Annotated in this window: 19 protein-coding genes and 4 pseudogenes; 9 read left to right on the top strand and 14 right to left on the bottom strand. The window is 70.3% G+C overall.

Features of this window, described 5'->3' with window-relative positions:
• Window positions 1-82: 82 nt before the first annotated feature.
• The 4 genes from EDD90_RS02350 (at window position 83) to EDD90_RS02335 (ending at window position 6,812) form a co-directional block, all read left to right on the top strand.
• Window positions 83-1,273: an ROK family transcriptional regulator gene (locus EDD90_RS02350; protein ID WP_123971490.1), complete on the top strand. Its 1,191-nt coding sequence runs from the start codon at window positions 83-85 to the stop codon at window positions 1,271-1,273.
• Between the two features lie 31 nt (window positions 1,274-1,304).
• A complete protein-coding gene (locus EDD90_RS02345; protein WP_123971489.1) occupies window positions 1,305-3,101 on the top strand; it encodes a CBM35 domain-containing protein in 1,797 nt (598 codons plus the stop codon).
• 130 nt (window positions 3,102-3,231) lie between these two features.
• Window positions 3,232-5,580, top strand: coding sequence for a glycosyl hydrolase family 95 catalytic domain-containing protein (locus tag EDD90_RS02340; protein WP_123971488.1), 2,349 nt, complete (start codon window positions 3,232-3,234; stop codon window positions 5,578-5,580).
• An 86-nt stretch (window positions 5,581-5,666) separates the two neighbouring features.
• On the top strand, window positions 5,667-6,812 hold the full coding sequence (locus EDD90_RS02335) for an SGNH/GDSL hydrolase family protein (protein ID WP_398928416.1): 1,146 nt from the start codon (window positions 5,667-5,669) through the stop codon (window positions 6,810-6,812).
• Window positions 6,813-6,825: 13 nt separating this feature from the next.
• On the opposite strand, the gene EDD90_RS02330 is transcribed toward EDD90_RS02335, so the two are convergent.
• The 4 genes from EDD90_RS02330 to EDD90_RS02315 form a co-directional block, all read right to left on the bottom strand.
• A complete protein-coding gene (locus EDD90_RS02330; RefSeq protein WP_123971486.1) occupies window positions 6,826-9,696 on the bottom strand; it encodes a helix-turn-helix transcriptional regulator in 2,871 nt (956 codons plus the stop codon).
• 139 nt (window positions 9,697-9,835) lie between these two features.
• The gene (locus EDD90_RS02325; RefSeq protein ID WP_123971485.1) at window positions 9,836-10,189 is read right to left on the bottom strand and encodes a UBP-type zinc finger domain-containing protein; all 354 of its coding nucleotides are present in this window, start codon (window positions 10,187-10,189) and stop codon (window positions 9,836-9,838) included.
• A complete protein-coding gene (locus EDD90_RS02320; protein ID WP_123971484.1) occupies window positions 10,186-11,658 on the bottom strand; it encodes an ATP-binding protein in 1,473 nt (490 codons plus the stop codon). The genes EDD90_RS02325 and EDD90_RS02320 overlap by 4 nt, the downstream gene beginning before the upstream one ends.
• Window positions 11,655-13,328, bottom strand: coding sequence for an FAD-dependent oxidoreductase (locus EDD90_RS02315; RefSeq protein ID WP_123971483.1), 1,674 nt, complete (start codon window positions 13,326-13,328; stop codon window positions 11,655-11,657). Before EDD90_RS02315 ends, EDD90_RS02320 begins: the two co-directional genes overlap by 4 nt.
• Before the next feature lie 184 nt (window positions 13,329-13,512).
• Here EDD90_RS02315 and EDD90_RS02310 point away from each other — a divergent pair, with 184 nt between their 5' ends.
• Together EDD90_RS02310 and EDD90_RS02305 are read left to right on the top strand one after the other, a co-directional pair.
• Window positions 13,513-13,830: a hypothetical protein gene (locus EDD90_RS02310; protein ID WP_123971482.1), complete on the top strand. Its 318-nt coding sequence runs from the start codon at window positions 13,513-13,515 to the stop codon at window positions 13,828-13,830.
• 129 nt (window positions 13,831-13,959) lie between these two features.
• Window positions 13,960-14,364 carry a Tn3 family transposase gene (locus EDD90_RS02305; protein ID WP_123980792.1) on the top strand — a complete coding sequence of 135 codons (405 nt, stop codon included), beginning with the start codon at window positions 13,960-13,962 and terminating at the stop codon, window positions 14,362-14,364.
• 43 nt (window positions 14,365-14,407) lie between these two features.
• Here the strand turns inward: EDD90_RS02305 and EDD90_RS02300 are convergent.
• The 4 genes and pseudogenes from EDD90_RS02300 to EDD90_RS02285 form a co-directional block, all read right to left on the bottom strand.
• A pseudogene (locus tag EDD90_RS02300) lies at window positions 14,408-15,526 on the bottom strand (ABC transporter permease); the annotation flags it as partial.
• Window positions 15,520-16,258 (bottom strand): annotated as a pseudogene (locus EDD90_RS02295) (ABC transporter ATP-binding protein). The pseudogenes EDD90_RS02295 and EDD90_RS02300, both read right to left, overlap by 7 nt.
• 24 nt (window positions 16,259-16,282) lie before the next feature.
• Window positions 16,283-16,710: pseudogene (locus tag EDD90_RS02290) on the bottom strand (transposase); the annotation flags it as partial.
• Window positions 16,711-16,989: 279 nt separating this feature from the next.
• The gene (locus EDD90_RS02285) at window positions 16,990-17,697 is read right to left on the bottom strand and encodes an NAD(P)-dependent oxidoreductase (RefSeq protein ID WP_123971481.1); all 708 of its coding nucleotides are present in this window, start codon (window positions 17,695-17,697) and stop codon (window positions 16,990-16,992) included.
• A 98-nt stretch (window positions 17,698-17,795) separates the two neighbouring features.
• Here EDD90_RS02285 and EDD90_RS02280 point away from each other — a divergent pair, with 98 nt between their 5' ends.
• Both EDD90_RS02280 and EDD90_RS02275 read left to right on the top strand, forming a co-directional pair.
• On the top strand, window positions 17,796-18,512 hold the full coding sequence (locus tag EDD90_RS02280) for a TetR/AcrR family transcriptional regulator (RefSeq protein ID WP_123971480.1): 717 nt from the start codon (window positions 17,796-17,798) through the stop codon (window positions 18,510-18,512).
• Window positions 18,513-18,566: 54 nt separating this feature from the next.
• Window positions 18,567-19,384 (top strand): annotated as a pseudogene (locus EDD90_RS02275) (ISL3 family transposase).
• Window positions 19,385-19,410: 26 nt separating this feature from the next.
• On the opposite strand, the gene EDD90_RS02265 reads toward EDD90_RS02275, so the two are convergent.
• The 3 genes from EDD90_RS02265 to EDD90_RS02255 form a co-directional block, all read right to left on the bottom strand.
• A complete protein-coding gene (locus EDD90_RS02265) occupies window positions 19,411-20,220 on the bottom strand; it encodes a recombinase family protein (protein ID WP_123971477.1) in 810 nt (269 codons plus the stop codon).
• 160 nt (window positions 20,221-20,380) lie between these two features.
• Window positions 20,381-20,791, bottom strand: a complete 411-nt coding sequence (locus tag EDD90_RS02260) for an SgcJ/EcaC family oxidoreductase (RefSeq protein ID WP_123971476.1) — start codon at window positions 20,789-20,791, stop codon at window positions 20,381-20,383.
• Between the two features lie 126 nt (window positions 20,792-20,917).
• Window positions 20,918-21,343 carry a MarR family winged helix-turn-helix transcriptional regulator gene (locus tag EDD90_RS02255; protein ID WP_221305058.1) on the bottom strand — a complete coding sequence of 142 codons (426 nt, stop codon included), beginning with the start codon at window positions 21,341-21,343 and terminating at the stop codon, window positions 20,918-20,920.
• A 1,221-nt stretch (window positions 21,344-22,564) separates the two neighbouring features.
• Here EDD90_RS02255 and EDD90_RS02245 point away from each other — a divergent pair.
• Entirely contained in the window at window positions 22,565-23,512 is a 948-nt protein-coding gene (locus EDD90_RS02245) for a transposase (RefSeq protein WP_260327524.1), read from the top strand.
• Window positions 23,513-23,665: 153 nt separating this feature from the next.
• On the opposite strand, the gene EDD90_RS02240 is transcribed toward EDD90_RS02245, so the two are convergent.
• From EDD90_RS02240 to EDD90_RS02230, 3 genes are all read right to left on the bottom strand, one after another.
• Window positions 23,666-24,112 carry a heme-binding protein gene (locus EDD90_RS02240; RefSeq protein ID WP_123971474.1) on the bottom strand — a complete coding sequence of 149 codons (447 nt, stop codon included), beginning with the start codon at window positions 24,110-24,112 and terminating at the stop codon, window positions 23,666-23,668.
• A 109-nt stretch (window positions 24,113-24,221) separates the two neighbouring features.
• Entirely contained in the window at window positions 24,222-24,542 is a 321-nt protein-coding gene (locus EDD90_RS02235; RefSeq protein WP_123971473.1) for an NIPSNAP family protein, read from the bottom strand.
• Window positions 24,543-24,572: 30 nt separating this feature from the next.
• Window positions 24,573-25,538, bottom strand: a complete 966-nt coding sequence (locus tag EDD90_RS02230; RefSeq protein ID WP_123980790.1) for an NADP-dependent oxidoreductase — start codon at window positions 25,536-25,538, stop codon at window positions 24,573-24,575.
• Between the last annotated feature and the right edge of the window lie 105 nt (window positions 25,539-25,643).

The raw sequence follows: 25,643 nt of genomic DNA, 5'->3' as shown, positions 1-25,643 counted from the left end.
CACTGGAGCCTCACAGTCAACCTTCAGGTGATTCCTGTTTCTTTTATTGACAGCGGAAAATAAGCCACCTAAGTTCCCGGCCATGCGCTCCACCACCCGTGCTGAAACGTTTCCGGCCCACACGCCGGCCGTCTCGCAGATCTTCACCACGGTCCTGTCCCACGGCCCCCTCACCCGGCTGGAGGCGGCCCGCCGGGCCGGCCTGTCACCGGCGGCTGTGACCAAGGCCGTCCGGCCGCTGCTGGCGGCCGGGTACCTGGCAGAGGACGCCGACGGTGAGGCCCGGCCCGCCCTCGGGCGCCCCGCCAACCTGGTACGGGTCGACGGCGGACGCGCACTGTTCATCGGGGTCAAGGTGACCGGCGACGAGGTGATAGCGGTACTCACCGACCTGTGCTGCCGGATCCGTCTGGCCCGCCGGCTGCCGGTCACGGACCGTGCCGCCAGGGCCGTCCTGACCTCGATCGCCGAGCTGACCCGCGAACTGCGCTCCGAGGCCGAGGATTTCGGTGCCCCCGTCCTCGGCCTCGGTATCGCGATCTCCGGTGACGTGGACCGTGCGGAGGGTGCCGTCCGCTACTCGCCCTTCCTCGACTGGCGGGACGTCGCCCTCGCCGAACTCGCCGCCATGACCACGGGGTTGCCGGTCGTCGTCGACAACGACGTACGCGCCCTGACCGTCGCCGAGCAGTGGTTCGGCGCCGGGGTCGGGCTCTCCGACTTCGCGGTGGTCACCGTCGGCGCCGGCATCGGCTGCGGACTGGTGATCCACGGTCGGGTGGTGTCGGGCGCGCACGGGGTCGCGGGGGAGATCGGGCACGTGGCCATCGACCCGGCCGGGCCGCTCTGCCACTGCGGCAACCGCGGCTGTGTGGAGGCGATCGCCGGGGACGCCGCGATCGTCACCCGCATGCGGGAGGTGACGGGCCGTCAAGTCGTCGACTCCACCGAGGCCGTGGCCCTCGCCCACGAGGGCGTGCCCGGAGCGCGCGAGGTGTACGCCCGCGCGGGCGAGGCCATCGGCCGGGGCATCGCCACCGTCGCCAACCTCTTCGGCCCCGAACGCGTGATCATCTCCGGCGAGGGACTCGCCGCCTACGACCTGTTCGCCGAGCAGATCCTCGACTCGTTCACCGCGGCCGCCTTCGGCTCCGCCGCGCGGTGCGACGTACAGACCCGCCCACTCCCCTTCGAGGAGTGGGCGCGCGGGGCCGCGGCCGCCGCGATCCAGTCCTTCATCACCTCTTCTCCCACCCCAACGGGCAAGGGCTGAGCCGCCCGAGACCCTGAACCCAGGAGGGCCCATGCGGTCACCTTCACACTCCGTCCTGCCCGCGCGCGGGCTGAGAACCGTCCTCGTCATGGCACTCACCGCCGCCTTCGCGGCCGCCGTGCCCGCCGCCCAGGCCGACACGCCGGCTCCCATCGCCGCCAAGCCCTACATGGGCTGGTCGAGCTGGAGCATGCAGTCGTCGAAGTACCCGGGCCTGAACGACAAGGGCGACTACAGCTACCTCACCGAGGCGAACGTCCTCAAGCAGACCGACGCCATGGCGAGCAAGCTGAAGAAGTACGGCTACGACTACGTCAACATCGACGCCGGCTGGTGGATGGACTGGAACTGGAAGGAGGGCTACGACCAGTACGGCCGCCAGAAGGCCGACCCGGCCCGCTTCCCCAGCGGTATGAAGGCCGTCGCCGACCGCATCCACGCCAAGGGCCTCAAGGCCGGCATCTACCTCCCGGCCGGTCTGGAGAAGGGCGCGTACGGCGACGGGAAGACCCCGATCTGGAACGCGGACGGCTGCACCACCGCCGACATCGTCTACGGCGACCTGCGCACCACCAACGGCTGGGACAGCGCCTACAAGATCGACTTCGACAAGCCGTGCGCGCAGAAGTACATAGACTCCCAGGCCCGGATGCTCGCCGACTGGGGCTACGACTTCCTCAAGCTCGACGGCGTCGGCCCCGGCTCGGGCAAGAGCGGTGACCAGTACGACAACGTCGCCGACGTCGCCGCCTGGCACAAGGCGATCGCCGCCACCGGCCGCCCGATCCACCTGGAAGCCTCCTGGTCGCTGGACTACGGGCACGCCGCCGACTGGCAGAAGTACACCAACGGCTGGCGTATCGACACCGACGTCGAGTGCTACTGCAACACCCTTGTCACTTGGGAGAACTCGGTCAACGACCGCTGGGACGACACCCCGGCGTGGACCGGCAAGGCGGGCCCCGGCGGCTGGAACGACCTCGACTCCCTCGACGTCGGCAACGGCGCGATGGACGGCCTCACCAAGGCCGAGCGGCAGAGCTACGCCACGCTCTGGGCCGTCGCCAAGTCGCCCCTGTTCACCGGCGACGACATCACCAAGCTCGACGACTACGGCGTCTCCCTGCTGACCAACCGCGAGGTCATCGGCATCGACCAGAGCGCCAACCCGCCGGCCCGCCCGATCACCCCGTCCGACCCGCAGCAGGTCTGGGCCGCGAAGAACGCCGACGGCACCTACACGGTCGCGCTGTTCAACCTCGCGGACTCGCCTTCGGCGGTCACCGCCGACTGGACGGCCCTCGGCTTCAGCGGCAAGGCGTCGGTCCGGGACCTGTGGAACCACGAGAGCCTCGGCAGCTTCCAGAACAAGATCACCGAGGCGCTGCCGGCGCACGGCTCGCGGCTGTTCACGGTGACGCCGAAGGGCGCCGCGCTGGCGTCCACCGGGTACGAGGCCGAGGCGAGCGGCAACACGCTCAGCGGCAACGCGTCCGTCGCCGGGTGCGACGCGTGCTCCGGGCAGAAGAAGGTCGGAAACCTGTACCAGGGCGGCAAGCTGACCATCAACAACGTGACGGTCGACAAGGCCGGTACGTACCTGGTGAAGGTCGCCTACATCAGCGGTGACTCCCGGTCCGCCACCATCTCCGCGAACTCCGGGGCCGGGACCAGCCACAAGTTCCCGTCGACCGGGGACTGGGGGACCGTCTCGACGGTGAGCGTGCCGGTGACCCTGAAGGCCGGTGCGAACACGATCACGTTCGACAGCGGGTCGGGGTACGCGCCGGACGTCGACCGGATCGACGTTCCGAAGTCACCTCGGTAAGTGCGTTGTTCGGGAACTGCGGGCCGGTGGGGGCCGGTTGCGCAGTTCCTCCCCCAGCCTTCGGCCGGGGGTGCCCCCAGCGCCCCTGACGGGGCGCGTTGTTCCCCGCCTGACTCCAAAGGAACCGGTCATGCAGAACAACCAGCCCAGCAGACGCAGTTTTCTCGCCCTCGCCGCGGCCACCGGAGCCCTCGCCGGGCTTCCCTCCTTCACCGCCTCCGCCGCCCCGCTGCGATCCTCCGAGCCGCTCAGCACGCCCCGGCACCAGCTCTGGTGGCAGGCGCCCGCCGGCGACGGGTCGATGATCGAACAGGGGCTGCCCGTCGGCAACGGCCGGCTCGGCGCCCTCGCGAGCAACGACTCGGGCCGTGAACTCCTTCTGATCACCGACGCCACCCTGTGGACCGGCGGTCTCAACGACACCCTCGACTCCGACGGCCAGTTCCCCTACGGCCGCGCCGACTTCGGCTCCCTCACCCTGCTCGCCCGGCTCACCGTCGAGATCCCCGACCACGACCTGGGCGCCGTCTCCGGCTACCGGCGCACCCTCGACCTCGACAACGGCGTGGTGACGGCGTCGTACGTGCGCTCCGGAGTGACCTACCGGCGGCAGATCTTCGCCAGCCGCCCCGACGACGTGATCGTGCTGCACTTCGGCCAGGACGGCGGCGGGCGCTACACCGGCTCGATCACCTTCGAGGGCACCCACGGGGAGACCGGCGGCACCGCCGAGTCGTTCGCCGGGTCGTTCGCCAACGGGCTGAAGTACGGCGCCGCCGTCAAGGCCTACGGCAGCGGCGGCAGCGTGCGCGTGAGCGGCTCCCGCATCACCTTCACCGACTGCCGGGAGCTGACCGTCGTACTGAGCGGCGGCACCGACTACGCACCGGACGCCGCCGCCCATTACCGCAACCCCTCCCTCGACCCGCTGGCCCTGGCCCGCACCAAGGTCAAGGCGGCCGCCCGGAACTCGGCGGACACCCTGCTGCGCACCCACGCGGCCGACCACCGGGCGCTGTTCGGGCAGTTCGACCTCTCCCTCGGCACCTCGACCGCGGACCAGCGCGGGCTCGACACCTGGGCCCGCATCCAGGCCCGCGCCGACACCGGCGACCCCGACCCCGAACTCGAGGCCGCCTACGCCCAGTTCGGCCGCTACCTGATGATCGCCGGCTCCCGCGACAGCCTGCCGATGGGCCTCCAGGGCATCTGGCTGGACGGCAACGACCCGGACTGGATGGGCGACTACCACACCGACATCAACATCCAGATGAACTACTGGATGGCCGACCGGCTGGGTCTCTCCCAGTGCTTCGACGCCTTCACCGACTACTGCGTCGACCAGCTCCCGTCCTGGACCGACACCACCCAGCGGCTCTTCCAGGACCCCCGCAACCGCTACCGCAACTCCCGAGGCAAGGTGGCCGGCTGGACCGTCGGCATCTCCACCAACCCCTTCGGCGGAGGCGGCTGGTGGTGGCACCCGGCCGGCAACGCCTGGCTGTGCCAGAGCCTGTGGGAGCACTACGAGTTCACCCGGTCCCGCGCCCACCTGGAGAAGATCTACCCGCTCCTCAAGGGCGCCTGCGAGTTCTGGGAGGCGCGGCTGCTCACCACCACCCTGGACAACGGCAAGGAGGTGCTGATCGCGGACAGCGACTGGTCGCCGGAGCAGGGGCCGCTGGACGCCAAGGGCATCACCTACGCCCAGGAACAGGTCTGGATCCTGTTCGGGAACTTCCGTACTGCAGCGGCCGAGCTGAAGAGAGATGCTGGATATGCCGCCACCATCGGCGGCCTGCGCGAACGCCTCTACCTGCCGGTGGTGAGCCCCAAGACCGGCTGGCTGGAGGAGTGGATGTCCCCGGACAACCTCGGCGAGACCACCCACCGCCACCTCTCGCCGCTGTTCAACCTCTTCCCCGGCGACCGGATCCGCCCCGACGGCTCGACCCCGGCCGACATCGTCAAGGGCGCCACCGCCCTGCTCACCGCCCGCGGCATGGACAGCTTCGGCTGGGCCAACGCCTGGCGCTCCCTGTGCTGGTCCCGGCTGAAGGACGCCGACAAGGCCTACCAGCTCGTCGTCCGCAACCTGCGCCCGTCCAGCAACGGCAGCAACGGCACCTCGCCGAACCTCTTCGACATCTACGAGGTCGAGCAGGGCCGCGGCATCTTCCAGATCGAGGCCAACTTCGGCACCCCGACCGCGATCCTGGAGATGCTGCTGTACTCCCGCCCCGGCCATCTGGAACTCCTGCCCGCCCTCCCGGATGCCTGGGCCGCCTCCGGCTCGGTCACCGGGGCCGGCGCGCGCGGCGGCTTCGTCGTCGACCTGCGCTGGCACGACGGCAAGCCGACCGAGGCCCGGATCCGCAGCGTCGGCGGCCGTACGACCACGGTCGTGTACGGCGGTAAGGCACGGACGGTCACGCTGAAGCCCGGCCAGTCCGTCACGCTGAAGGACTTCGCGCGGTGACCGGCCGGTTCTCGCGGGTACTGAGCCTCGCCGCCGTCCTACTGGCGACGATCGCCTGCCAGACCGGGGCCGCCCGGGCGGCCCTCATGTGGGAGCCCGCCTCCCAGGCCGCCGCGCCCGCCCGGCACGACGTCGTCACCTGGGGGGCCAGCGCCGACCAGATGGGAGAGGGCACCGCCGACCGCGGCTACCGGCTGGTAGTGCACACCAGTGCCGCCGGCAGTGGCGTGCGGGTGCGGCTCTCCAACGCGTTCGGTGACCGCCCGCTGACCCTGGACAGCGTCTACGCCGGCCTCCAGAGCCAGGGCGCCGCCCTCAAGCCGGGCAGCAACAAGCGGCTCACCTTCGACGGCGCCCGCACGGTCACCGTGCCGGCGGGCGCCACCGCGTGGAGCGACCCGCTGCCCGGCAACCTGCCCGCCGGCAGCAACCTGGTCGTCAGCCTGCACAGCCCGGACGCGGCAGGCCCGGGCACCGGCCACTGGATGGCCATGCAGACCTCCTACACCGACCAGGGCGACCACACCGCCGAGGCGAGCGCCGCCAACTGGACGGACACCACCGGCTCCTGGTGGTACCTGGACGCCGTCTCCGTACGGCCGTCCGACCCGGCCACCGGGGCCGTGGTGGCACTCGGCGACTCCATCACCGACGGCTGGGCGTCCACCACCGACCAGAACCGCCGCTGGCCCGACTACCTCGCCCGCCGGCTCCAGAAGGCGGACACCGAGGTCAAGGGCGTCGCCGACGAGGGCATCTCCGGCAACAAGGTCCTCGCGAACGGCGCCGGGCAGGCCGCCCTCAACCGGCTGGACCGCGACGTCCTGAGCCAGCCGGGCGTCCGTACCGTCTTCCTCTTCGAGGGGGTCAACGACATCAAGGCCCACACCGGGGTCACCGCGGCCGACCTGATCGCCGGGTACCGCGAGATAGTCCGGCGGGCGCACGCGGCCGGCAAGTGCGTGGTCGCCTCGACCGTCGGCCCGTTCGAGGGCTGGTCGGAATGGGACCCGGCGGGCGAGGCCGTCCGGCAGGAAGTGAACCGGTACATCCGCACCAGCGGAGAGTTCGACGGGATGGCCGACTTCGACCGGATCCTGCGCAGCCCCTACGACCAGGCCCGGATGCTGCCGTTCCTCGACGGCGGCGACCACATCCACCCCAACGACAAGGGGATGGCGGCCATGGCCGACTCCGTCGACCTGGCCGGCCTGAACTGCGACAACAGCTGAAGAACCGTCCTGATCACCCCTGGGCCGTCGGCTCCGGGGTGATCAGGGCCTCGCGATAGGCGATCGCCACCGCCTCCGTACGGCTCGCCGCGCCCAGCTTGGCGAGGATGTTGGAGACATGCACACTCGCCGTCTTGCCGGTGATGAACAGCGCCTCGCCGATCTGCCGGTTGCTGCGGCCGAGCGCCAGCAGCCGCAGCACCTCCTGCTCGCGGGCGGTGAGCGGTGAGACCCGGTCGGCCCGCGCGGGCCGGCGCACCAGTGAGTCCAGCCGCTCCAGCAGGGGCACCGCCCCCAGCGCCACCGCGGTCTCCCGCGCCGCGCCCGCCTGCTCCTCCGCCTCCGCGCGCCGGCCCTCGGCCAGCAGGGCCTCGGCGTACCGCAGCCGGACACGGGCCCGCTCGTACACATCGCCGTACGCGAACGCGGCCACCGTCTTCTCCCAGGCCGCCGCGTCCGGCCCCGACACAGCCAGGGTCCGCTCCGCCTCGGCGCGCGCCAGCCAGGCCTGCCCTTCCGGACCCTGCCGCGCGGCCGTGGTACGGGCCAGTTCCACCAACTCGTCGGCGACGTCCGGCCAACGGCTCCCGCCCTCGCTGCCGCGCAGTTCCACGGCCCGGTCCGCGACCGCCGCCAGCGCGAGCGCCGCCAGCCGCACCGTCACGTACGGCGCCCGGCCCGACTCGTCGGACAGCGTCGCGACGGCCGCCCGCATCCGCGCCACGGCCTCCTCCGCGTCACCCCGCAACGCGGCCGCGTCGGTGAGCACGATGCCCCCGACCAGCCGGCCCATCCAGTCGAAGGGCTCCCCGAGCAGCGCCCCGGCCCGCTCGACCACTGCCGACTCACCCCGGGCCAACGCGACGTACAGCGCGGGCCCCTTCGCGAATCCGGGCATCGGGTCGGCGCCGGCCGCGCGCACGCATTCGTCCCACTGCCCCAGCGTGTACAGCACCAGCAGCCGCAGATACCGCATCTCCGAGGCATAGGGAGAGGACGACAGCCCCGAACGCCGGGCCAGGTCCAGCCCCTCGGTGATCCACGGCAGGCACTCCTGGAACCCACCGGTCTCGAAGCAGCCGATGGCGAGACCGTACAGAGCCCGCATCTCCACCGGCGCGTCCCCGGCCGACCGGGCCAACTCCGTCGCCTCCCGCAGCAGTTCACGCGCCTTCCCGGTGCCGCGGCCGCCGCCTTCGAGACGGGCCAGGGAGATCAGCAGGTCGGCCCGGGCAGCGGTGGCGCCGATCCGCTCGGCGACCTCCAGGGCCTGCCGGGCGACCCGCAGCGCGGTGGCGTCGTCTCCGACCTGCCGGGCTGCCATCACATGGGTGGACGCCGCCCACACCCAGGTCCGCGACGGCGGGTCGGCGGGGATCATCGCCAGTGCCTCGCTGCTGTACGCGAACGCGGCCGCGAGGTTGTCGACGGTCATCAGGTTCCCGGCGAGCGTGTACCGCACCCGGGCGGCGAGTTCGGGATCCGCGTCCTGACCGGTGCCGGCCAGCGCGGACCGGGTCAGGGACACCGCCCGGTGCACCTCACCGGCGTGCGCGGCCGCCGCCGAGGCCCGCAGCGTCAACGTCACCGGGTCGAGCCCCTCACCCGAGGGCCGCCCGTCGGACTCCACCGTCGGCCACAGGTCCAGGGCCGCCTCCAGCTGCCGCAGCTCCTCCGCGGGCGCGCCCATCCGCCGCGCGTGATCGGCGGCCTCCAGCGACGCGGCCAGCGCCTCGGGCAGCTCGTGGCTCTCCCGGTAGTGGTGCGCCCGCTCCGCCGCCGTCTCCGCCCCGCCGCCACGGGCGGCGAGCAGCCTCGCGAACGTCCCGTGCAGCCGCGACCGCTGCCCGGGCAGCAGATCGGCATAGACCGCCTCACGCCCGAGGGCATGCCGGAAGGCGTAGGTGTCCCCGTCGCCCGGGGCGAGCAGCTGCCGCCCGACGGCCTCCCGCAGCGCCGACTCCAGCTCCTCCTCCGGAATCCCGACCGCGTCCCGCAGCAGATCGTGACCGACCCGGCGCCCGGCCACCGCGGCCGTCCGCAGCACCTGCTGGGCCGTCTCCGACAACTGCTCGACCCGGATGAGCAGCAGATCGGCGAGCCCGGTGGGCATGCCGTCCGCGTCGGCGGCGGCCACCAGTTCCTCGGTGTAGAAGGCGTTGCCCTCGGCCCGCTCCACGATGTCCCGCACGGTCGCCTCCGGCAGCGGCCGCTCCTCCAGCGCCCGCACCAGCCGTGCCACCTCGGCATCCGCCAACGGCCGCAACTCCAGGCGCTCCACGGCGGGCAGCCGCACCAGCTCGGCGAGCAACGGCCGCAGTGGGTGCCGCCGGTGCAGATCGTCCGCACGGTACGAAGCCAGCACCGCGAGCCGCCGGGGCAGCACACCCCGGCTCAGCAGAAAACGCAGCAGATCCCGGGAGGACTGGTCGGCCCAGTGCAGATCCTCCAGGACAAGCAGCAGGGGCACGGCCGCGGCGAGATCCGCGAACAGCCCCGCGACCCCCTCGAAGAGCCGCAGCCGGGCATCCGCGTCCCGCGAGGAGTCCGACGCGGCACCCAGGAGGCGGTCGACGACCGGATGCGCGGCGATTACGTCCGCATACTGCTCATCGGCGGCCAGCACCCCGAGGATCTCGGTGAAGGGCAGGTAAGGCAGCCCCACATCACCGAGATCGACACAGTGCCCGGCGACGACGGTGGCTCCGGCCGCGGCAGCCCGAACCGCGACCTCGTCGAGCAGCCGCGTCTTGCCGACCCCCGCGTCCCCGGCAAGCAAGAGGGCCTGCCCGCGCCCGCTCCGGGCACGCTCCAACACTTCGGCGAGGCGGCCCAGTTCTTCATCCCGCCCGATCAGAGGAGCATTAAACGATCTCTGCGACACGCCCACATCCTGACAAGGTCCAGCTGCAGAAACCAAGGGGCGCGGGGCTGTATCGATGTGCGGCTCCGCCGCGTGGCGCGACCAGCCACACTCAACCTGCAGCCGCCGCCATCACAGAACCCCCCGCCCCCTCAGGCGCTCAACCCCGCAACACCCGAGCCCAGTCCTCCGGCACCCGCTCCGCAGGACCCGGCACGGACTGATCCGCAGGATGACTCACCGGCGGCGCCAGCTCCGGCCCGGCCTCGAACAATTCGTCCGTCTCGTAATTCCAGAACCACCCCTCGCCCGGTTCGTAACTACGGATGATCGGATGCCCGCTGGCATGGAAATGCGCCGTCGCATGCTTCGCGGGCGAGTCGTCGCAACACCCGATGTGCCCGCACTGCGCACACCGCCGCAGATGGAACCACCAGCCACCCGCCTCGTCGCACTCCACACACCCGTCGCCGCTCGGCGCAACGTTCGGGTCGATCGCGGCGTCGCCACTCATACCGTCTCCACAATTGTCTCGGATGTCTCGGGTGTCTCGGCGGTCAGCGGAAGCAGCACCTGGAACCGGGTGTCGCCCGGCACCGACTCCACCCGCATGGTGCCGTGATGCTTGTTCACGACGATCCGCCAGGAGATGTCGAGGCCCAGCCCCGTCCCCTGGCCCACCGGCTTGGTGGTGAAGAACGGGTCGAAGATCCGGCCCTTGATCTCCGGTGCGATCCCGCTCCCGGTGTCCCGGAACTCGACCAGCAACTGGTCGTGGTCGAGCGCGGTCCGCACGGTCAGCGTGCCGCGTCCGCCGCCGTCCTCGCCCTTCATCGCGCAGACCGCGTTGTCGATGAGGTTGGTCCACACCTGGTTGAGCTCGGCGGGATAGGCAGGGACGGGCGGGACCGTACGGTCGTACTCCTTGACCACCTCGATGTTCTGTCCGGTCTTCGCGGACAGCATCAGCAGTGTGCTGTCGAGGAGTTCGTGCACGTCCACCACCCGGTAGGGCGCCCGGTCCAGCTGGCTGTACTGCTTGGCCGCGTCGACGAGGTTGGAGATCCGGGTCGTGGAGTCCTCGATCTCGTACATCAACAGCTCGGTCTCGATGGTGTAGTTGAGCCAGCCGACCGCGTTCGGCAGTATCTCCTCGTCCACGGCGGCGGCGACCTGCTCCAGCCAGTCGACGTCGAGCCCGGCCTGCACGAACGTCGGCGCGAGCTGCCAGCCGTTTTCCATGCCGTGGTCGTCGAGCCAGTCGGAGAGCGCGTCCTCGCGGTCCGAGGCCTCCAGCGGGCTGAGCGCCGGGGCCTTGGCGACCCGCTCGGCCGTGCGCTCCTGGATCTCGATCAGACCGGCCAACTGCTCCCGGGAGAACGGGCTTTCGGTGATGATCGCGAGCTTGTGCCGCATCTTCGCCACCCGCTCGCGCAGCGTGGAGGTGGCCCGTACCGCCGCCGCGGCCGGGTTGTTGAGCTCGTGGGTGAGCCCCGCGGACAACGAGCCGAGCGCCAGCAGCCGTTCGCGCTGCCCGATCGCCGCCTGGGTGCTCTTCGAACCGAAGAACAGGCCCTCCAGCAGATGGACGGCCATCGGGAACCAGTCCTGCATGATGTCCGCGAACGTGTCCGCCGGCAGCACGAAGAACCTCGTCGGCTCTGTCACCCGCATCGAGTTGTTGTAGATCTGCCGCACCCGGTCCCCGAGGTACGCCTGCATGGCGCCCGCGTACACCCCGGGCTGAGAGGTCCGGGTGACCTCGACGTCGTCGCCGGCGACCCGGCGGGAGAGCACCACGGTGCCCTCGATCATCACGTAGAAGCAGGTCGCCGGGTCACCCTCGGTGTAGACCGGACCCGGCTGGAACAGCTCCACCCGGCCCGCGGCGCACAGCCGCCCCAGCTGCTCCGGCTCCAGTTTCTCGAACAGGAACAGCGCGCCGACCTCCTGCGGGCTGCACGGCATCAGCTGCCCGCTCACGACTGCTCCAGGTACCGGTGGACGAGCATCACTGCCATGGCTCCTTCTCCGACGGCGGACGCGACACGCTTGGCGGACTCGGAGCGTGCGTCGCCCGCCACGAACACGCCGGGAATGCTGGTCTCCAGGTGGTACGGCGGCCGGTCCAGCTCCCAGCCGGCGGGCGGCCGTCCGTCTGCGGTCAGGTCGGGTCCGGCCAGGATGAACCCGCGTCCGTCGCGCAGCACGGTGTCGCCGAGCCAGTCGGTCAGCGGCGCCGCCCCGATGAACACGAACATCCACTGTGCCTCGACTTGTTCCCGGTCGCCGGTCTCCACATGGCGCAGGGTGAGATGCTCCAGGCGCCCGGCGCCGTGCGCCGCGTCGACCACCGTCTGGCTGCGCACCGAGATGTTCGGGGCCTCGTTGATCTGCTGGATCAGGTAGTACGACATCGAGGCGGACAGGTCGGCGCCCCGTACCAGCAGCGTCACCGACTTGGCGAACCGGGACAGGTACATGGCGGCCTGGCCGGCCGAATTGGCGCCGCCGACGATGTACACGTCCTGGCCCTGGCAGGCGGTCGCCTCGGTGAGCGCGGAGCCGTAGTAGACCCCGCAGCCGGTCAGGTCGAGACAGCCGTCCGCCTCCAGCTGCCGGTACTGCACACCGGTCGCCAGGATCACGCTGTGCGCCGCGACCGCCGAGCCGTCACTGAAGCGCACCACCCGCGCGCCCCCGGTGACCTCGAGTCCCGTGACCTCGCGCGCGGTCAGGATCTCCGCGCCGAACTTGGCGGCCTGCCGCCGGGCCCGGTCGGTGAGCTGGGCCCCCGACACCCCGTCCGGGAAACCCAGGTAGTTCTCGATGCGCGAGCTCTGCCCGGCCTGGCCGCCGGTCGCCGACCGCTCCACCAGCACGGTCCGCAGCCCCTCCGACGCCCCGTACACCGCCGCGCCGAGCCCTGCCGGGCCGCCGCCGATCACCACCAGGTCGTAGAAGTCCGCCGTCGGTGTCGTCGCGAGCCCCACGTGCGCGGCCAGCTCCGGAGCCTCCGGCTCGATCAGGGGCGTGCCGTCCGGCGTGATCACCAGCGGCAGCCGGTCCCCGTCGACCCCGGCCGCGGCCAGCAGCCGCTGTCCCTCGGGCTCCTCGACCGAGTACCAGCGGTACGGCACCTGGTTGCGGGCCAGGAACTCCCGCACGTCCGAGGACCGGGCCGACCAGCGGTGCCCGACGACCTTGGTGGCCGGTACCGGCTTGTAGTCGCTGGCCCGCCAGGCGTCCAGCAGGTCGTCGAGGACCGGGTAGAGCTTCTCCTCGGGCGGATCCCAGGGCTTGAGCAGATAGTGGTCCAGATCCACGACGTTGATCGCGTCGATCGCCGCGTTGGTGTCCGCGTACGCGGTGAGCAGCACCCGCCGCGCACCCGGATACACGTCCAGGGCCTGTTCCAGGAACTCGATGCCGTTCATCTGCGGCATCCGGTAGTCGGCCAGGATCACCGCCACCAGGTCGCCGCGCAGCTTCAGCTCCCGCAGCGCGTCCAGCGCCGATTCCCCGGACTCCGCGCGCACGATCCGGTAGGACGCCCCGTAACGGCGTCGCAGGTCCCGGGCGACGGCACGGGAGACCCCCGGGTCGTCGTCCACGGTCATGATTACACCTACGGTGGAACTGTTAGGAGGCATAGAACGACCGTACGGGACGGGGAGGGGCCATGGCGACGGCAACGGCGATCCGGACAGCACGTGAGTACCTGCGGGTCAGCAAGGGCAAGGGCAAGACCGCCCGCGCCCACCTCGCCCAAGACGGGCGCGGGCGGCGGCAGCAGAGACCGCCTGCAAAGAGGCGGCCCTCGAAGTCGAGAACCGCATGCTCCTGGAACAGAACGCCGCCCTGCAACGGACCCTTCACGAAGTTCAGAACGAGCTGCGCACGCTACGCGCCCACGAACTGGGCGCCCGCCTCCGCGAGGGCCTGAACGCCCGCTCGCTGCGCGACACGGAGATTCAGGAACTGCGCGAGCAACGAGACGCTGCACTCGCAGCCGGCCGCCAAGCAGAGACCGTCATGCAGGCACTCCGCAACGTCAACCGGCGACTGATGGTCGAGAACAGCCGGCTGATCGCCGCAGATGCTCCGGAACCAACCCGGACAGCCCCAGCCGCCCCCAAGCCGCCCGGCCCTTGAGAAGCCTGCTGCCGACCGACCTCTGACCGACACCCCGGCCGCCTCGAACCCGACGGACGGAGTCGGTACGAATCCGACCGCATGACCAGGTGAGGCCCCTCCAACGCTCCGGAGAGGCCGGCCCCACCGATATCAAGAACCACTGGTACACGCCCAGGTCACGGCCTCGAACTCCTGAAACCGAAGAACTCGGGCGGGCGGTCAAAACCGATCTTCATCTGCGACGGTCTCGCTGATGACCATCTCCACCGCGAGACCAACGGCGGACTGAAGGTCGTCGAGAGCTGGAACTCCGCCAACGAGATCTTCCACGACCGCGAGAGCGTCCTCACCGGTGCCGACCGCGAGCACGCCGAGGTCTCCATGCTCGCACTCCATCTCCTGCAATCGAGCCTGGTCCTGATCAACACCCAGTTTCTCCAGGCGGTCCTTCGCGACCCGCAGTGGGCCGGGAAGCTTACCGCCGCAGACTGGCGCGGGCTGTCCCTGCTGTTCTGGTCCCGCGTCAACCCGTACGCGATTTCATCTGGATGATGAACTCGCGTGGCGGCAGATCCGAATCGCCCACCCCGCGCGGGAGCGACGCCTCGCGCAGTGCCTCGGAGGGACCGGTGCGCCCGGCCCGCCAGGACGCGGCCAGCACCCCGCACAGGGCCACGAACAGGCCCGTCCAGAACGCCATGTGGTAGGGCCAGGTGTAGGCCCCCATGGTGAACCAGCGGGGCGCAAGGCTCTCGTCGACCGCCCACTCGGCGAGCTTCGGAGCCCCGTAGGAACCGAGCACACAGCCGGCGGCCGAGGCGAGCACACCGACCACGAGCGCCTCGTACACGACCATGCGGCGGATCTGGCCCGGGGTCGCCCCGGCGGTGCGCAGCAGCCCGAACTCACGGCGCCGCTGGGCCACCGCGAACGCGAAGGTCGAGGCCACCACCAACACCGACACGAACCCGGTGACGCCGCCGGCCGTGCCGAACACGGCGTTCATCGCGGTAAGGGCCTCGCTGTCCCGGTCGGGGTCGGGGTCGGCGTACCGCCGCGCGTTGCCGGTGAGGGCCTGGACGCCTTCGTTGCCGCGTACCGCCTCGCGCACGGCCGCCGCATCTGCGTCGACCACGAGCTGGAGGCTGCGCGGCGACAGTTCGGCAGCGCGGGCGTCGGTGTAGAACACAGCGTTCTCGAAGCCGAGCCCGCCCACGGTGCCGACGACGCGCACCGTGCCGCCGTCGGTCCGCACCCGGGCGCCCGGACGGGCCCAGTCACCGCTGACGACGACCTCGTCAGCGGCCTCGGGCGCGCGTCCCGCGTAGAGCTCGTACGGCGCGAAGGCCGCCGTGGACCAGGGGTGGCCCACCAGATCGGCGGGTCCGCCCTCGGCCCGCACGGCGAACGACCGGTCCTCGACGACGGTCCCGAGATCCCGCAGCTTCACGACCACGTCGTTCAGCACGGCACGCGGCTGCGCGAGCTTCTGGGTGCGGTCACCGATCGAGGTGGGCACCTCGAGGGTGTCCTGGCCCTTGACGACGACCGGCGCGGCGGCGAACCGCTCCGGCCCCCGGTCGGGAGCGTCCATCGAGGACGCCAGAGCCTGCCCCATCACGGCGATCAGCGCCACGCCCAGGGAGAGGGCGACGAAACTGCCGACGAAGGTAACCCAGCGGGTGCGCAGGGTGCCCAGCGTGGTGCTCAGCACGGCGCCGCCTCGAGCTTGGTCATGCGCGCCGCGATGTCCTCGGCGGAGGCGCCGATCAGCTCGCCGTTGACACGGCCGTCGACGAGGAAGACGACACGGTCGGCGTAGGAGGCGGCGACGGGGTCGTGGGTGACCATGATGATCGTCTGGCCGTCCCGGTCGACCATGCCGCGCAGCAGGGTCAGCACCTCGCGGCTGGTCTGCGAGTCGAGCGCGCCGGTCGGCTCGTCGCCGAACAGCACTTCGGGGCGGGTGATCAGTTGCGCGGGCCAGGGCAACCCGCTGCTGCTGGCCGCCGGACATCTCCGTCGGCCGGTGCCGCGCCCGGTCGCCGAGTCCGACCTGTTCGAGCACCTCGCGCACCTGGGCCTTCTTCGGGCGGCGGCCGGCCAGCCGCAGCGGCGGGGCCACGTTCTGCTCGGCGGTCAGCGAGGGCAGCCGGTCGAACGCCTGGAACACAAAGCCGATGCGCTCGCGGCGCAGCAGGGTCAGCTTGGTCTCGCTCAGGCCGGTCAGCTCGGTGTCGCCCACGGTGACCGAGCCCGACGTGGGCCGGTCCAGGCCCGCGGCGCACTGCAGCAGGGTCGACTTGCCGGACCCGGACGGGCCCATCACGGCGGTGAAGGTCCCCCTCGGGAAGGCGAGCGATACTTCGTCGAGGGCGGTGACGGACGTACCGCCCGAGCCGTACCGCCGGGTCACGGAGCGCAACCGGATCGCGTCGTTGCTCATATGTTCCCCCACCAGTACCTACTCCAGGGACTGGGTGAACAGGTCTGCGAGAGCGTCCAAGTGGCGGCGGCGGAACCGGGCGATCGAGCGGTAGTCCGGTGCCTGGTCGGCGGCCAGGAACCGGAATGCGACATCGTCCACGCACTTGCGCTCGATCGCCCGGGACGAGCGGACGCCGGTGGTGTAGCCGTAGATCAGCAGCCGCACCATCAGCCGCGGGTCGTAGGGCGGGTAGCCCCGCTTCTCGGTGTAGTCGGCCAGGACCGGTCCGAGGTCCAGCACGTCGTCGACCAGCTCGGCGACGAAGCGGGCCAGATGGTCCTGGGGTAGCCAGTCGTCCAGCGACGGCGGCAGCAGCAGGACCTGGTGCGGTCGAACGACCTGAATCGCTTGTCCACCGCCGCCGCACGACGTGGCGGCTGTTTGCCCTCGGCCGGCTCGACCTCGAACAGCCCCTCCTGATCACGCATACCGGGATCATCCCGCACAACTGATCACCAGACGCACGCGGGTTGTCGGTTACTGTGACTGAGCACGCTGGTTGGTTCTGGCTGCGGTTGCGTGACGGCTACGGACAAATGCGGATCCGCCGCGTAGCTGGACTGGCAGCACCTATCTGGGCGTATGCCAGAGTGCCGGTAGGCTCGACCAGCCGGGTTGACTCAGACGGACGTCGCCCTTGCCCGTGGGGGAGTTCATGACGCGCCCCATGGGGATGTGGGCTGCGGCTCTCAGTAACCGATGGTGAAGCGGCGCTGGACGAAGCGAGGCAGCTCCGCCTCATCGATCAAGGCGACCGCCGCGTCCTCCACCGAGATACGGCTGCGGCCGTCAGCGTCCAGGACCGGCTGGTCGCCGCCGATCCTGAAACGATCGGTGCGCTCGCCGGGAGCGATCTCCTCTGCGGGGCTGAAGTAGGTCCACAGCCGGTTCGAGGTTCGCAGGACGTTCAGGGCGTCGCGGTGACCACGTACCGCTGCGCCGTATTCGCGGGGCAGTCCAAGCTGGTCGAGGGCAGCGTGCAGCAACTCGTCGGAGTCTGCGCGCACCACGCCCGGTTCGATTTCGAGGCTTCCGGCCCCGCCGATCACGATGAGCCGGGTCTGTGGGTGGCTCTCCAGAGCCTTCAGCAGGGCCTGTGCCGCGGTGGCGTAGACGGTGGGGTCGGCGATCGAGCGCCGGACGGTGTCCTCGAAGTCCTTGGCCGCGTTGCCCGGCTGGAATCCGCTGATCAGGACGTCGAGTCCGGGCAGGACGCCGGCGATGCTCTTCGGGTCCAGGACGTCGACGCTCGTCCAGGTGATGTTGTCCCGACGCTCCTCGTGCTGCGCCTGAGCGGCGTCCCGGCTGAACGCCCTGATGTGGTGGCCCCGTTCGAGGGCCTCGGCGACGACCCTGCTGCCGATGGTGCCCGTGGCTCCGATGACTCCGATGTGCATGGTTCTCCCCTATGCATGCAAACGTGGGACGCCACCAGAGGTGACGACGTGAAGAAACTATACGCTGTGAAGTAAATTGACGCTGTAGAGTTCCTGTTGTGACAGTCACGGGAAGCAAGGGAAGACGCGCGCGGCTACGGGCCGAGACCACGGCCGAAATCAAGAAGGTGGCCCTCGCCTTGATGGCCTCGGGCGGCCCGGACGCCATCACACTGCGGGCCATCGCCCGCGAGATGGGCATGACCGCCAACGCGATCTATGGCTACTTTGCGACCCGGGACGACCTGGTCACCACGCTCATCAACGACGTGTACACCGCCCTGGCCGACGCCGTGGACGCCGCCTGGGAGGCCGCCCCCGCCACGGATCCCGCCATCCGCATCACAGCATGGGCCACCGCTTTCCGGACCTGGGCCGTGGTGAACCCCCAGGGCTTCCGGCTCATCTACGGCGACCCCGTCCCCGGCTACCACGCCCCCGAAGGCGGCCCCGCCCCAGATGCCGCACGCCGGGTCTGTACCGGACTCACCGCCCTCGCTGCAGCCGCATGGCCGCACACCCAGCATCTCTACGAGGACAGCGCCTTCGGCTGGTCCGACTTCGACCAAGGGCTCCTCGACAAGGTGCGGCCCGCGTTCCCCGACTTGCCGCCCGCAGCCGTCGCCCTGGCCCTGCGTATCTGGGGTCACCTGCACGGCTTGGTGTCACTGGAGGTCTACGGCCACATGCACACCCAGACCACCAACCCGGAGAAGCTCTTCGAGGAGGAACTCGTCCAGCTCGTGCAGATGCTGGGCGTCCCGCGCCGGAGTTGAACGCCCGAAGCACCGTCAGGCTCCCGAAACTACAGAATTGGGCATGCCCAAAGCGTGAGGGTGGAGACGTTCGTAGAGCTCTTACTCGCCGACCGGCGGGTCACAGTGCGTCAAGTGAGCATTATCGAGCGTGTGCTGGTGGTTGACGCAGCCGGGTGCGGTCCGCCAGGGCTGTGCCCGGATTGTGCTCAGCCCGTCACCCGTGTCCACAGTCGCTACTGGCGCCACGTCACTGATCTGCCCGTGGCTGGGCAGCGGATGGTCATTCGCCTTCAGGTCCGCCGGTTCCTGTGCGAGCACGCCGGGTGCCGACGCAGAACCGTTGTGGAGCAAGTCCGCGGACTGACCGAACCACATCGGCGCACCACGACGTCACTGCGCTCGGCGATGCGCGCGGTCGCCACGGAATTGGGCGGCCGTCCCGGCCAACGGCTCTGCCGACAACTGCTGCTGCATGGCGGTCGGACGGCACTGCTTCGCCTGCTCAAGGCGCCATCCGTACCGGATCGAGCGCCTCGGATATTGGGCATCGATGAGTTCGCCTTCCGCAAGGGGCGTACCTACGGGACGGTGCTCGTCGACATCGAGACCTCCCGCCCCGTAGACGTGCTGCCCCACCGGGACACCGCCACTGTCGCCGCCTGGCTGTGCGAGCACCCAGAGCGGAGATCATCTGCCGCGACCGTTCCATGATGTTCACCAAGGCCATCCAACAAGCCGCACCGCAGGCCCAGGAAGTAGCGGACAGATGGCACCTCCTTGAAAACCTCTCCTCCGCTGTGGAGAAGACCTGCCGCCGGCATCGCGACTGCCTCCGCACCCACGCCTCCTCGGGTGTGACCCAGATACGCGTAAAAGGGGCAATGAGTTGATCTTGAAGCCCTGAAAGCGTCCGGGCTCATTCGGTGCTGTCGGCGTCCTCGGCGAGGATGCGGTAGACGGTGGCGACCGAGGGCCGCTTGCCCTGATTCTTGCCCGAGGTGATGACTAGCTTTCGGGCGATCTCGGGGACGGGGACCCCGTTGGCCCGCAGGCTGCGGGCGTACGCGGCCATGTCGTCGTCGACAACCTTGGGGCGCCCGCCATGCCGGCCGCGCTCGCGGGCGGACGCCTGGCCCTCCAGGGACTTCTCCCGGATGTACTCGCGTTCGGACTCCGCCATGTCGGCGAAGAACGCGAACAGGGCGGCGCCGTGGCCGGACGGGTCGTACACCCCCTGAAGGGGGCCGGTGAGGAGTTCGAGCTGGATGTCGTGGTGGCGCAAGTCCTCGGCGATGGTCAGCAGCTCGGCGGCGCCGCGGCCGAGGCGCTTCATCTCGTGCACTGTGAAGATCACCCGCTGGTGCGGGACGGCCTTCTTGATGGTGCGGGCGAAGTCCATCGCCTTGACGAACTCCGGCCTCACCTTGACCCGGGTGCTGATCTTCTCCGAGAAGACCGGATCACAGCCCGCCTCTTCCGGGGCGTCGAGCTGGCTCTGGAGCTCTTGCTGAGCGGTACTGCAACGGGCGTACCCCACCCTCGTGGGCTTCGTCGCGGCCTCCGGCACTGCGGCCTCGATCGCGGGGCCCATCTCCCACGTGCGGCCAGGGCCGCGATCGGCAGGGGTGCGGACTTCGAGTTCGGCACGGAGCTGGGGGACGAGCATGAACCGCGGGGTGTGGTCCTCCTTGCCGCCGCGGGTGCGGCAGGTGCTTCCGGCGGGCACCTAACAGGTCGGACAGTCGGTGGCATGACGCGACGCCCGGCGCTGGTCGCCGCCGGTGGCCCGTCCGTGGTGGCCACGGCGACGTCGGCACACGCCCTGGTCGATGCGCTTGGCCGGCCGGCCGTGTTGCCGTGTCGAGATCAAGAACGGGTGCGGGCGGTCACCGGGAGCGGTAGGCGCGCTTGGACCGGCGACTCATTTCAGTGTTCTGGAACGCCACGCATTCCCAACGTCCGTCGCGGCGACGCAGTGTGAAGGTCTGGAACTTGTCCACATCGACCCGGCCGCCTTTGCCGATGCCGCCGACCGTGGTCACCACCGCCGTGGACTCGTCCGGCATTCGCACATCGATCGGCTTGACTGTCATGCGCGTGCCCTTCTGCCACCGGGTGAACACCTCGTGGTGTGTCTGCGCGATGGCGGCGCGCCCGAACATGGCATCTCCCATGAAGATCACGTATGAGGCGTCCTCGGCGAACTGCGCGGCATAACGCGTCGCGTCACCCGCGTTCCATGCCTGCTGGACCCGCTCAAGGAACTCCTCGACCGTGTCCCCGCTCTTGACCGTCATCATCGTCTCCCTTGGCGGGGCGCCCTGCAGGCGCCCAATCCGTTTCCACTGAAATTATTACAACCGAAACGGTATTGCAAGGCGCACCCCGTCACTGGATCGAACAACCAGGCCAGAGAGGCCCGATCACCACACCCGAGCGGGTCGCGCCCCGGATTCAACAGCGACGTTGGCATAGACGATCCCGAGCAGCCGACGCAGCTCAGCCTTGTCCTCCGCCGCCAGACCCGCAGTCAGCCGCCGCTCCGAGGCGCCCGCGAGCCCGATCAGCTTCTCCAGCTCCACCCGGCCCTCCTCCCGCAGGCGCACCAGCTTCACCCGGGCGTCACTCGGCGACTCGCGCCGCTCCACCAGGCCCCTCTCGATGAGCAGCGACAGCAGCCCGACCAAGCGGCTGGCCGGGATACCGAGTGAGGAGGCAAGCTGCTGCTGCGAATGTTCCCCGCCGTCACGCAGCCCGCGCAGCACGGCGAAATGCCGCGGATGCAAGTCCTCCTCGGCCAGGGTCGACTCAAATGCGAGAGCCGCCGCGTTGCCCACCGAAGCGATCAAGAAGCCGAGCGGCTCGTCCGCCCCGGCTCTCCACGTAGTAGGTCCCTTCCTCATTCGAGAAACGTAACAGCAGCTGACCGTTCCCATCGAAACAGCCCTCCGCAGCCCTGCAGCGGGAAACAGCCCCTGCTGCCAACCACCTCCGAAGTCATGTGCTGAAGACCAGTCACCCACAGGTCTTGACTATTACTCCAGCAGAATCCGCCACGGCCTGCTGCCCGCATCCGCGGCACGCACCGTGCCGCCTGCTCCCCGCCCGGCAGGTGAAGGGGTGCCGCAGGAGCTGCTGGCACTGCTCGAGTACCACTGCCGGCACATCAACGCCTACCTCGCCCGGGCCCGGAGCCTGGGCACCCAGCATGAGGACTGTATGGGCGGATGGCAGCGCCTGGTCCTGTACGCCCTGACCGACGCTCTCGCCCACAACCATCTCCTGGTCGGCGCGAGCGCCGCCCGCCGGCCGATCGCCCACGTCGCGAAAGGGTGGAGGCCGCGGTCTCGGCAAGCAGGCTACCGTCGCGGACGGCCGCGCAGTCGACGAAGCAGACGCCGTCGTCGAACGCTCTGCGCGCGGCGGTCGCCGCCTCCAGCGCGAGCCGGTCCCTACCGACCCCGCCGGGGCCCGTCAGTGTGAGCAGGCGCGAGTCGGCCATCCGCCGTCTGATCTCCGACAGCTCGTGCCGCCTTCCGACGAAGCTGCTGACCGGAACGGGGAGGTTCCCCGCTTCACCGTCAGGGGTGGACGACCGCATGCCACCTCCGTCGTCGCAGGTCCGCTGCCGTTCTACGCCACTGGAATGGTGCCCCGCAATCCGGGCACCCTCGCTGTTCTCGGCTCACGTGTGGTGGGCGGGGTCCGGCAGCGACTCCTGCCTCCCCGTCGTGGTAGAAGTTGTACCCCTGTGAAGCGGGCATTTCGCGGTGGCCGTGGCCTGGGCCGCCCCGCCGTTGACACTCCGCTCCGGAGCGTCCCGCACCCTGACGAGGTGCTGTTCCGGACGCGCCACCCACCTGGCGGTACGTCTGAGGGCGTCGCGAAGATGCCGTGGGGTCCCTTAAGGTTTCGTGATCCACTCCGCCATGAGGTCCAGGAGGGCGGCGTCTGACGGGCGCGGCCCTAGCTTGACTCTGTAGGGGATCTTGGAGTTTCGCGGTGCGGCAGCATGGTGAAGGGGCATGCTCGGGTAGTTCCGTTGACCGATGCAGCGGTCGAGGTGCCCGTTGTCCCTCCGCCCCCGTTCCGGTGAGCAGGTCCCGCCTCTGACTGCGCAGGTCGCGCGGGCGAGCAACCCGGACGGAACGGCGGCGATATGGGTGCGCGACCGCCTCGATGGGCTGTGGCGCGACGAGGACTTCGCCGACTGGTACCCGCGCGACGGGCGCCTGGGCCTCTCGCCCGCCCAACTGGCCACCGTCTGTGTGCTGCAGTTCCTGGTCGGCCTGTCGGACCGGCAGGCCGCCGAGGCGGTCCGCTGCCGCATCGACTTCAAGTACGCCATGGCCATGGAGCTGGACGACCCCGGCTTCCACCACAGCGTGCTGGCCGACTTCCGTGACCGTCTCACCGAGGGCGGCCGCGCCGACCGCCTCCTCGACCTCGCGCTGGCCCGCCTCAAGGAGGCCGGCCTGGTGCGCGAACGCACCACACAGCGCACCGACTCCACCCACGTGCTGGCCGCGGTGCGCGGCCTGACCCGCCCTGGAACTGATCACCGAGGCGGTCCGCGCCGCGTTGGCAGAGATCGCCGAACCGCCGGCCACCTGCCGGACGGACTGGTCGACGAGGACTGGGGGCGCCGCTACGGCCGGCCGCTTCGCCTGGGCAAGAACCCCACCAAGCCCAAGACCAGGATCCTCGCCACCGGCAACGACGCCGTCCTGCTCCTAGAGCACCTGCACCGAAACGGGGAAGGCCGGGCGTTCGGCCCCCGTGTCCAGGCCCTGCGCCAGATCATGGTGCAGAACTATCACCGTGACGCCGCAGGACGCCTGCTCTGGCGCCTGCCGAGGACGACGGACCGGGGCTGCCGCCCTCGTCCCGGGCGCGTGTGGGTGGGGATTCGGAAGGAGGCCGCGGTCCAGGCGAAGAGCCAGCAGCTCGTCCTGGTCGTCGGTGATCTTCGCGACGGCCTGGACGCGGGGCGCCCGGCGTCCCTCTCCACCCGCTGAGCCACCGCGGCCGGCGGCCGCGCGACGTCAGGACGCAGGCTGCCGCGGGGCCGGCTGATCAGGGCAATGGCTGCAGCCATCAGTGACGGCGCACATGTCGGTCTGTGGCTTGGCCTGGCGCCAGTCAGCCACGGGCCGACCCTCCGTGGCTGGTCAGAGACCGGGCAGCTCGAACCCGAGGGCGGCGAGGGCCTCCTCGGCGGCCTGCTGGTCCTGGTCGTAGGTGCCACCGGATATCCCCAGCCCTCCGACGTACTGGCCGTTCTCGATGATCGGGTAGCCGCCGCCGACGGCCATCACACGATGGTGGCCGCCCAGCGGCGCGATCTGCGGGTTGGCGAGCAAGTCGTTCCACGTGTGGGTGGGGATTCGGAAGGAGGCCGCGGTCCAGGCCTTGTCGAGGGCGACCTCGGCGGTGAGGAAGGGCGCGTCGTCGGCGCGGTCGAATGCCTTCAGATGTCCGCCCTGGTCGGTGACGGCGATGGACGCCGTGAAGCCGATCCGGGCAGCCGCGGCGTGTACCGCCGCGATGAGTGCGCCGGCGGCGGCCTGGGTGATGGACGAGGCGGGGGTCGACTTCTGGAGTGTCTCGGTGCTCATGATGGTTCCTTTGTTGCTGTTGCTGTTGCTGTTGCTGTTGCTGTTGCTGTTGCTGTTGCTGGTGCTGTGCGGTGCTGTGCGGTGGCGGATGAAGCGGCTGTGAGCCGGGTCATCGCAGGGGTGAGGCCGGGGTGGGGACCACACGGGTGACGACGGACTTCTCGGGGATCAGCAGGTCGTAGACGACCGGACCGATCTCGTTCTTCCAGCGGTCGTGCTCGTACACGGCCGCGTACAGGGCCTCGCTCTGGGCCTCGTCCTCGAATCGGCGAATCCATACGTAGCCGTCGTCGTCCTCGGCGTCGACGAAGGAGGCGGTTACGTCCATGCCCAGCGAGGCCTGGAACGGGATGACCACGTCCTCCATGTAGCGCACCCACTCCTCACGGCGCCCGGGCTGCGCCTGGTAGCGGCGGATCTCGTAGTACACGGTGCTGCTCCTGACTGTGTGCGGGGATGGTCAGTCGGTCACGGTGAGGACGACCTTGCCGCGGGTGCGGCCGGCCTGGACGTGGGCCTGGGCCGTGCCGACCTGCTCCAGCGGGAAGACGTCCTCTACCTCGACGGCGACCTCACCGGCGTCGATCAGGCCTGCGATCGTGGTCAGCGCGGGACCGTCCGGCTCGACCAGGTAGGGAGTGACCCGCACGCCGGCCGCCTCGGCGGCCTGGGCCAGGTCCGGGGAGACACCGGCCGGTACGGCGACCAGCAGGCCGCCCGGGCGCAGGACCTTCAGCGAGCGGGTGCTCGTGTTGTCGTGGGCGTCGCCCACCAGGTCGATGACGACGTCGATGTCCTTGGTGACGTCCTCGAAGCGGGTGGTGGTGTAGTCGATGGTCTCGTCGGCGCCGAGTTCCTTGAGCCAGGGGTGGCGGGCGGCGCTGGCGGTGGCGATCACGTGGGCGCCCAGGTGCCGGGCGAACTGGACCGCGAAGTGGCCCACTCCGCCGGCGGCGGCCGTGATCAGGACACGCTGGCCGGCCTGGACGTGGGCGGTGTCGACCACGGTCTGCCAGGCGGTCAGCGCCGCCAGCGGCACGGCGGCCGCGTGCGCGTGGTCGAGGGTGGCCGGCTTGCGGGCCCACTGGCGGGCCGGTGCGGTCACGTACTCTGCGTAGCCGCCGGCGGCGCGCGGGAACCACGGCATGCCGTACACCTCGTCGCCGACCTTCAGGGTGGTGACGCCGAAGCCGACCTCCTCGACGACGCCGGAGACGTCCCAGCCGAGGATCAGCGGGAGCGTCTGCAGCCCCGCCATTCCCTGACCCTCGCGGGTCTTCCAGTCCACCGGGTTGATCCCGGCGGCGTGCACCCGTACCAGCACCTCGGTCGGCAGCGGCTCGGGGCGCGTGACCTCCTCGACGGTCAGCACCTCCGCTCCGCCGAACTCGCTGATGGTGACTGCCCGCATGGTGTTCTCGCTCATGGTGTCCTCGCTCATGCCTGTCTTGCTCTTCCTTCAGCGGGGATTGCGTCCCCGCTACACAAAGAGTGGCGAGTGCCCGCCAGGGCGGGTGAGTGGCCGGAGGGC

This window comes from Streptomyces sp. Ag109_O5-1 (genome assembly GCF_003814875.1).
GTDB lineage: Bacteria > Actinomycetota > Actinomycetes > Streptomycetales > Streptomycetaceae > Streptomyces > Streptomyces sasae.
The sequence above is the reverse complement of the archived record's forward strand: the minus strand, read 5'-3'. Positions and strand labels throughout refer to the sequence as shown.

What these genes read in the sequence shown, in the direction of transcription:
- EDD90_RS02350 (WP_123971490.1), top strand. Translation starts at nt 83, where the DNA reads ATGCGCTCCACCACCCGTGCTGAAACGTTTCCGGCCCACACGCCGGCC.
- EDD90_RS02345 (WP_123971489.1), top strand. Translation starts at nt 1,305, where the DNA reads ATGCGGTCACCTTCACACTCCGTCCTGCCCGCGCGCGGGCTGAGAACC.
- EDD90_RS02340 (WP_123971488.1), top strand. Translation starts at nt 3,232, where the DNA reads ATGCAGAACAACCAGCCCAGCAGACGCAGTTTTCTCGCCCTCGCCGCG.
- EDD90_RS02335 (WP_398928416.1), top strand. Translation starts at nt 5,667, where the DNA reads ATGTGGGAGCCCGCCTCCCAGGCCGCCGCGCCCGCCCGGCACGACGTC.
- EDD90_RS02325 (WP_123971485.1), bottom strand. Translation starts at nt 10,189, where the DNA reads ATGAGTGGCGACGCCGCGATCGACCCGAACGTTGCGCCGAGCGGCGAC.
- EDD90_RS02315 (WP_123971483.1), bottom strand. Translation starts at nt 13,328, where the DNA reads ATGCCTCCTAACAGTTCCACCGTAGGTGTAATCATGACCGTGGACGAC.
- EDD90_RS02310 (WP_123971482.1), top strand. Translation starts at nt 13,513, where the DNA reads ATGCTCCTGGAACAGAACGCCGCCCTGCAACGGACCCTTCACGAAGTT.
- EDD90_RS02285 (WP_123971481.1), bottom strand. Translation starts at nt 17,697, where the DNA reads ATGCACATCGGAGTCATCGGAGCCACGGGCACCATCGGCAGCAGGGTC.
- EDD90_RS02260 (WP_123971476.1), bottom strand. Translation starts at nt 20,791, where the DNA reads ATGACGGTCAAGAGCGGGGACACGGTCGAGGAGTTCCTTGAGCGGGTC.
- EDD90_RS02240 (WP_123971474.1), bottom strand. Translation starts at nt 24,112, where the DNA reads ATGAGCACCGAGACACTCCAGAAGTCGACCCCCGCCTCGTCCATCACC.
- EDD90_RS02230 (WP_123980790.1), bottom strand. Translation starts at nt 25,538, where the DNA reads ATGAGCGAGAACACCATGCGGGCAGTCACCATCAGCGAGTTCGGCGGA.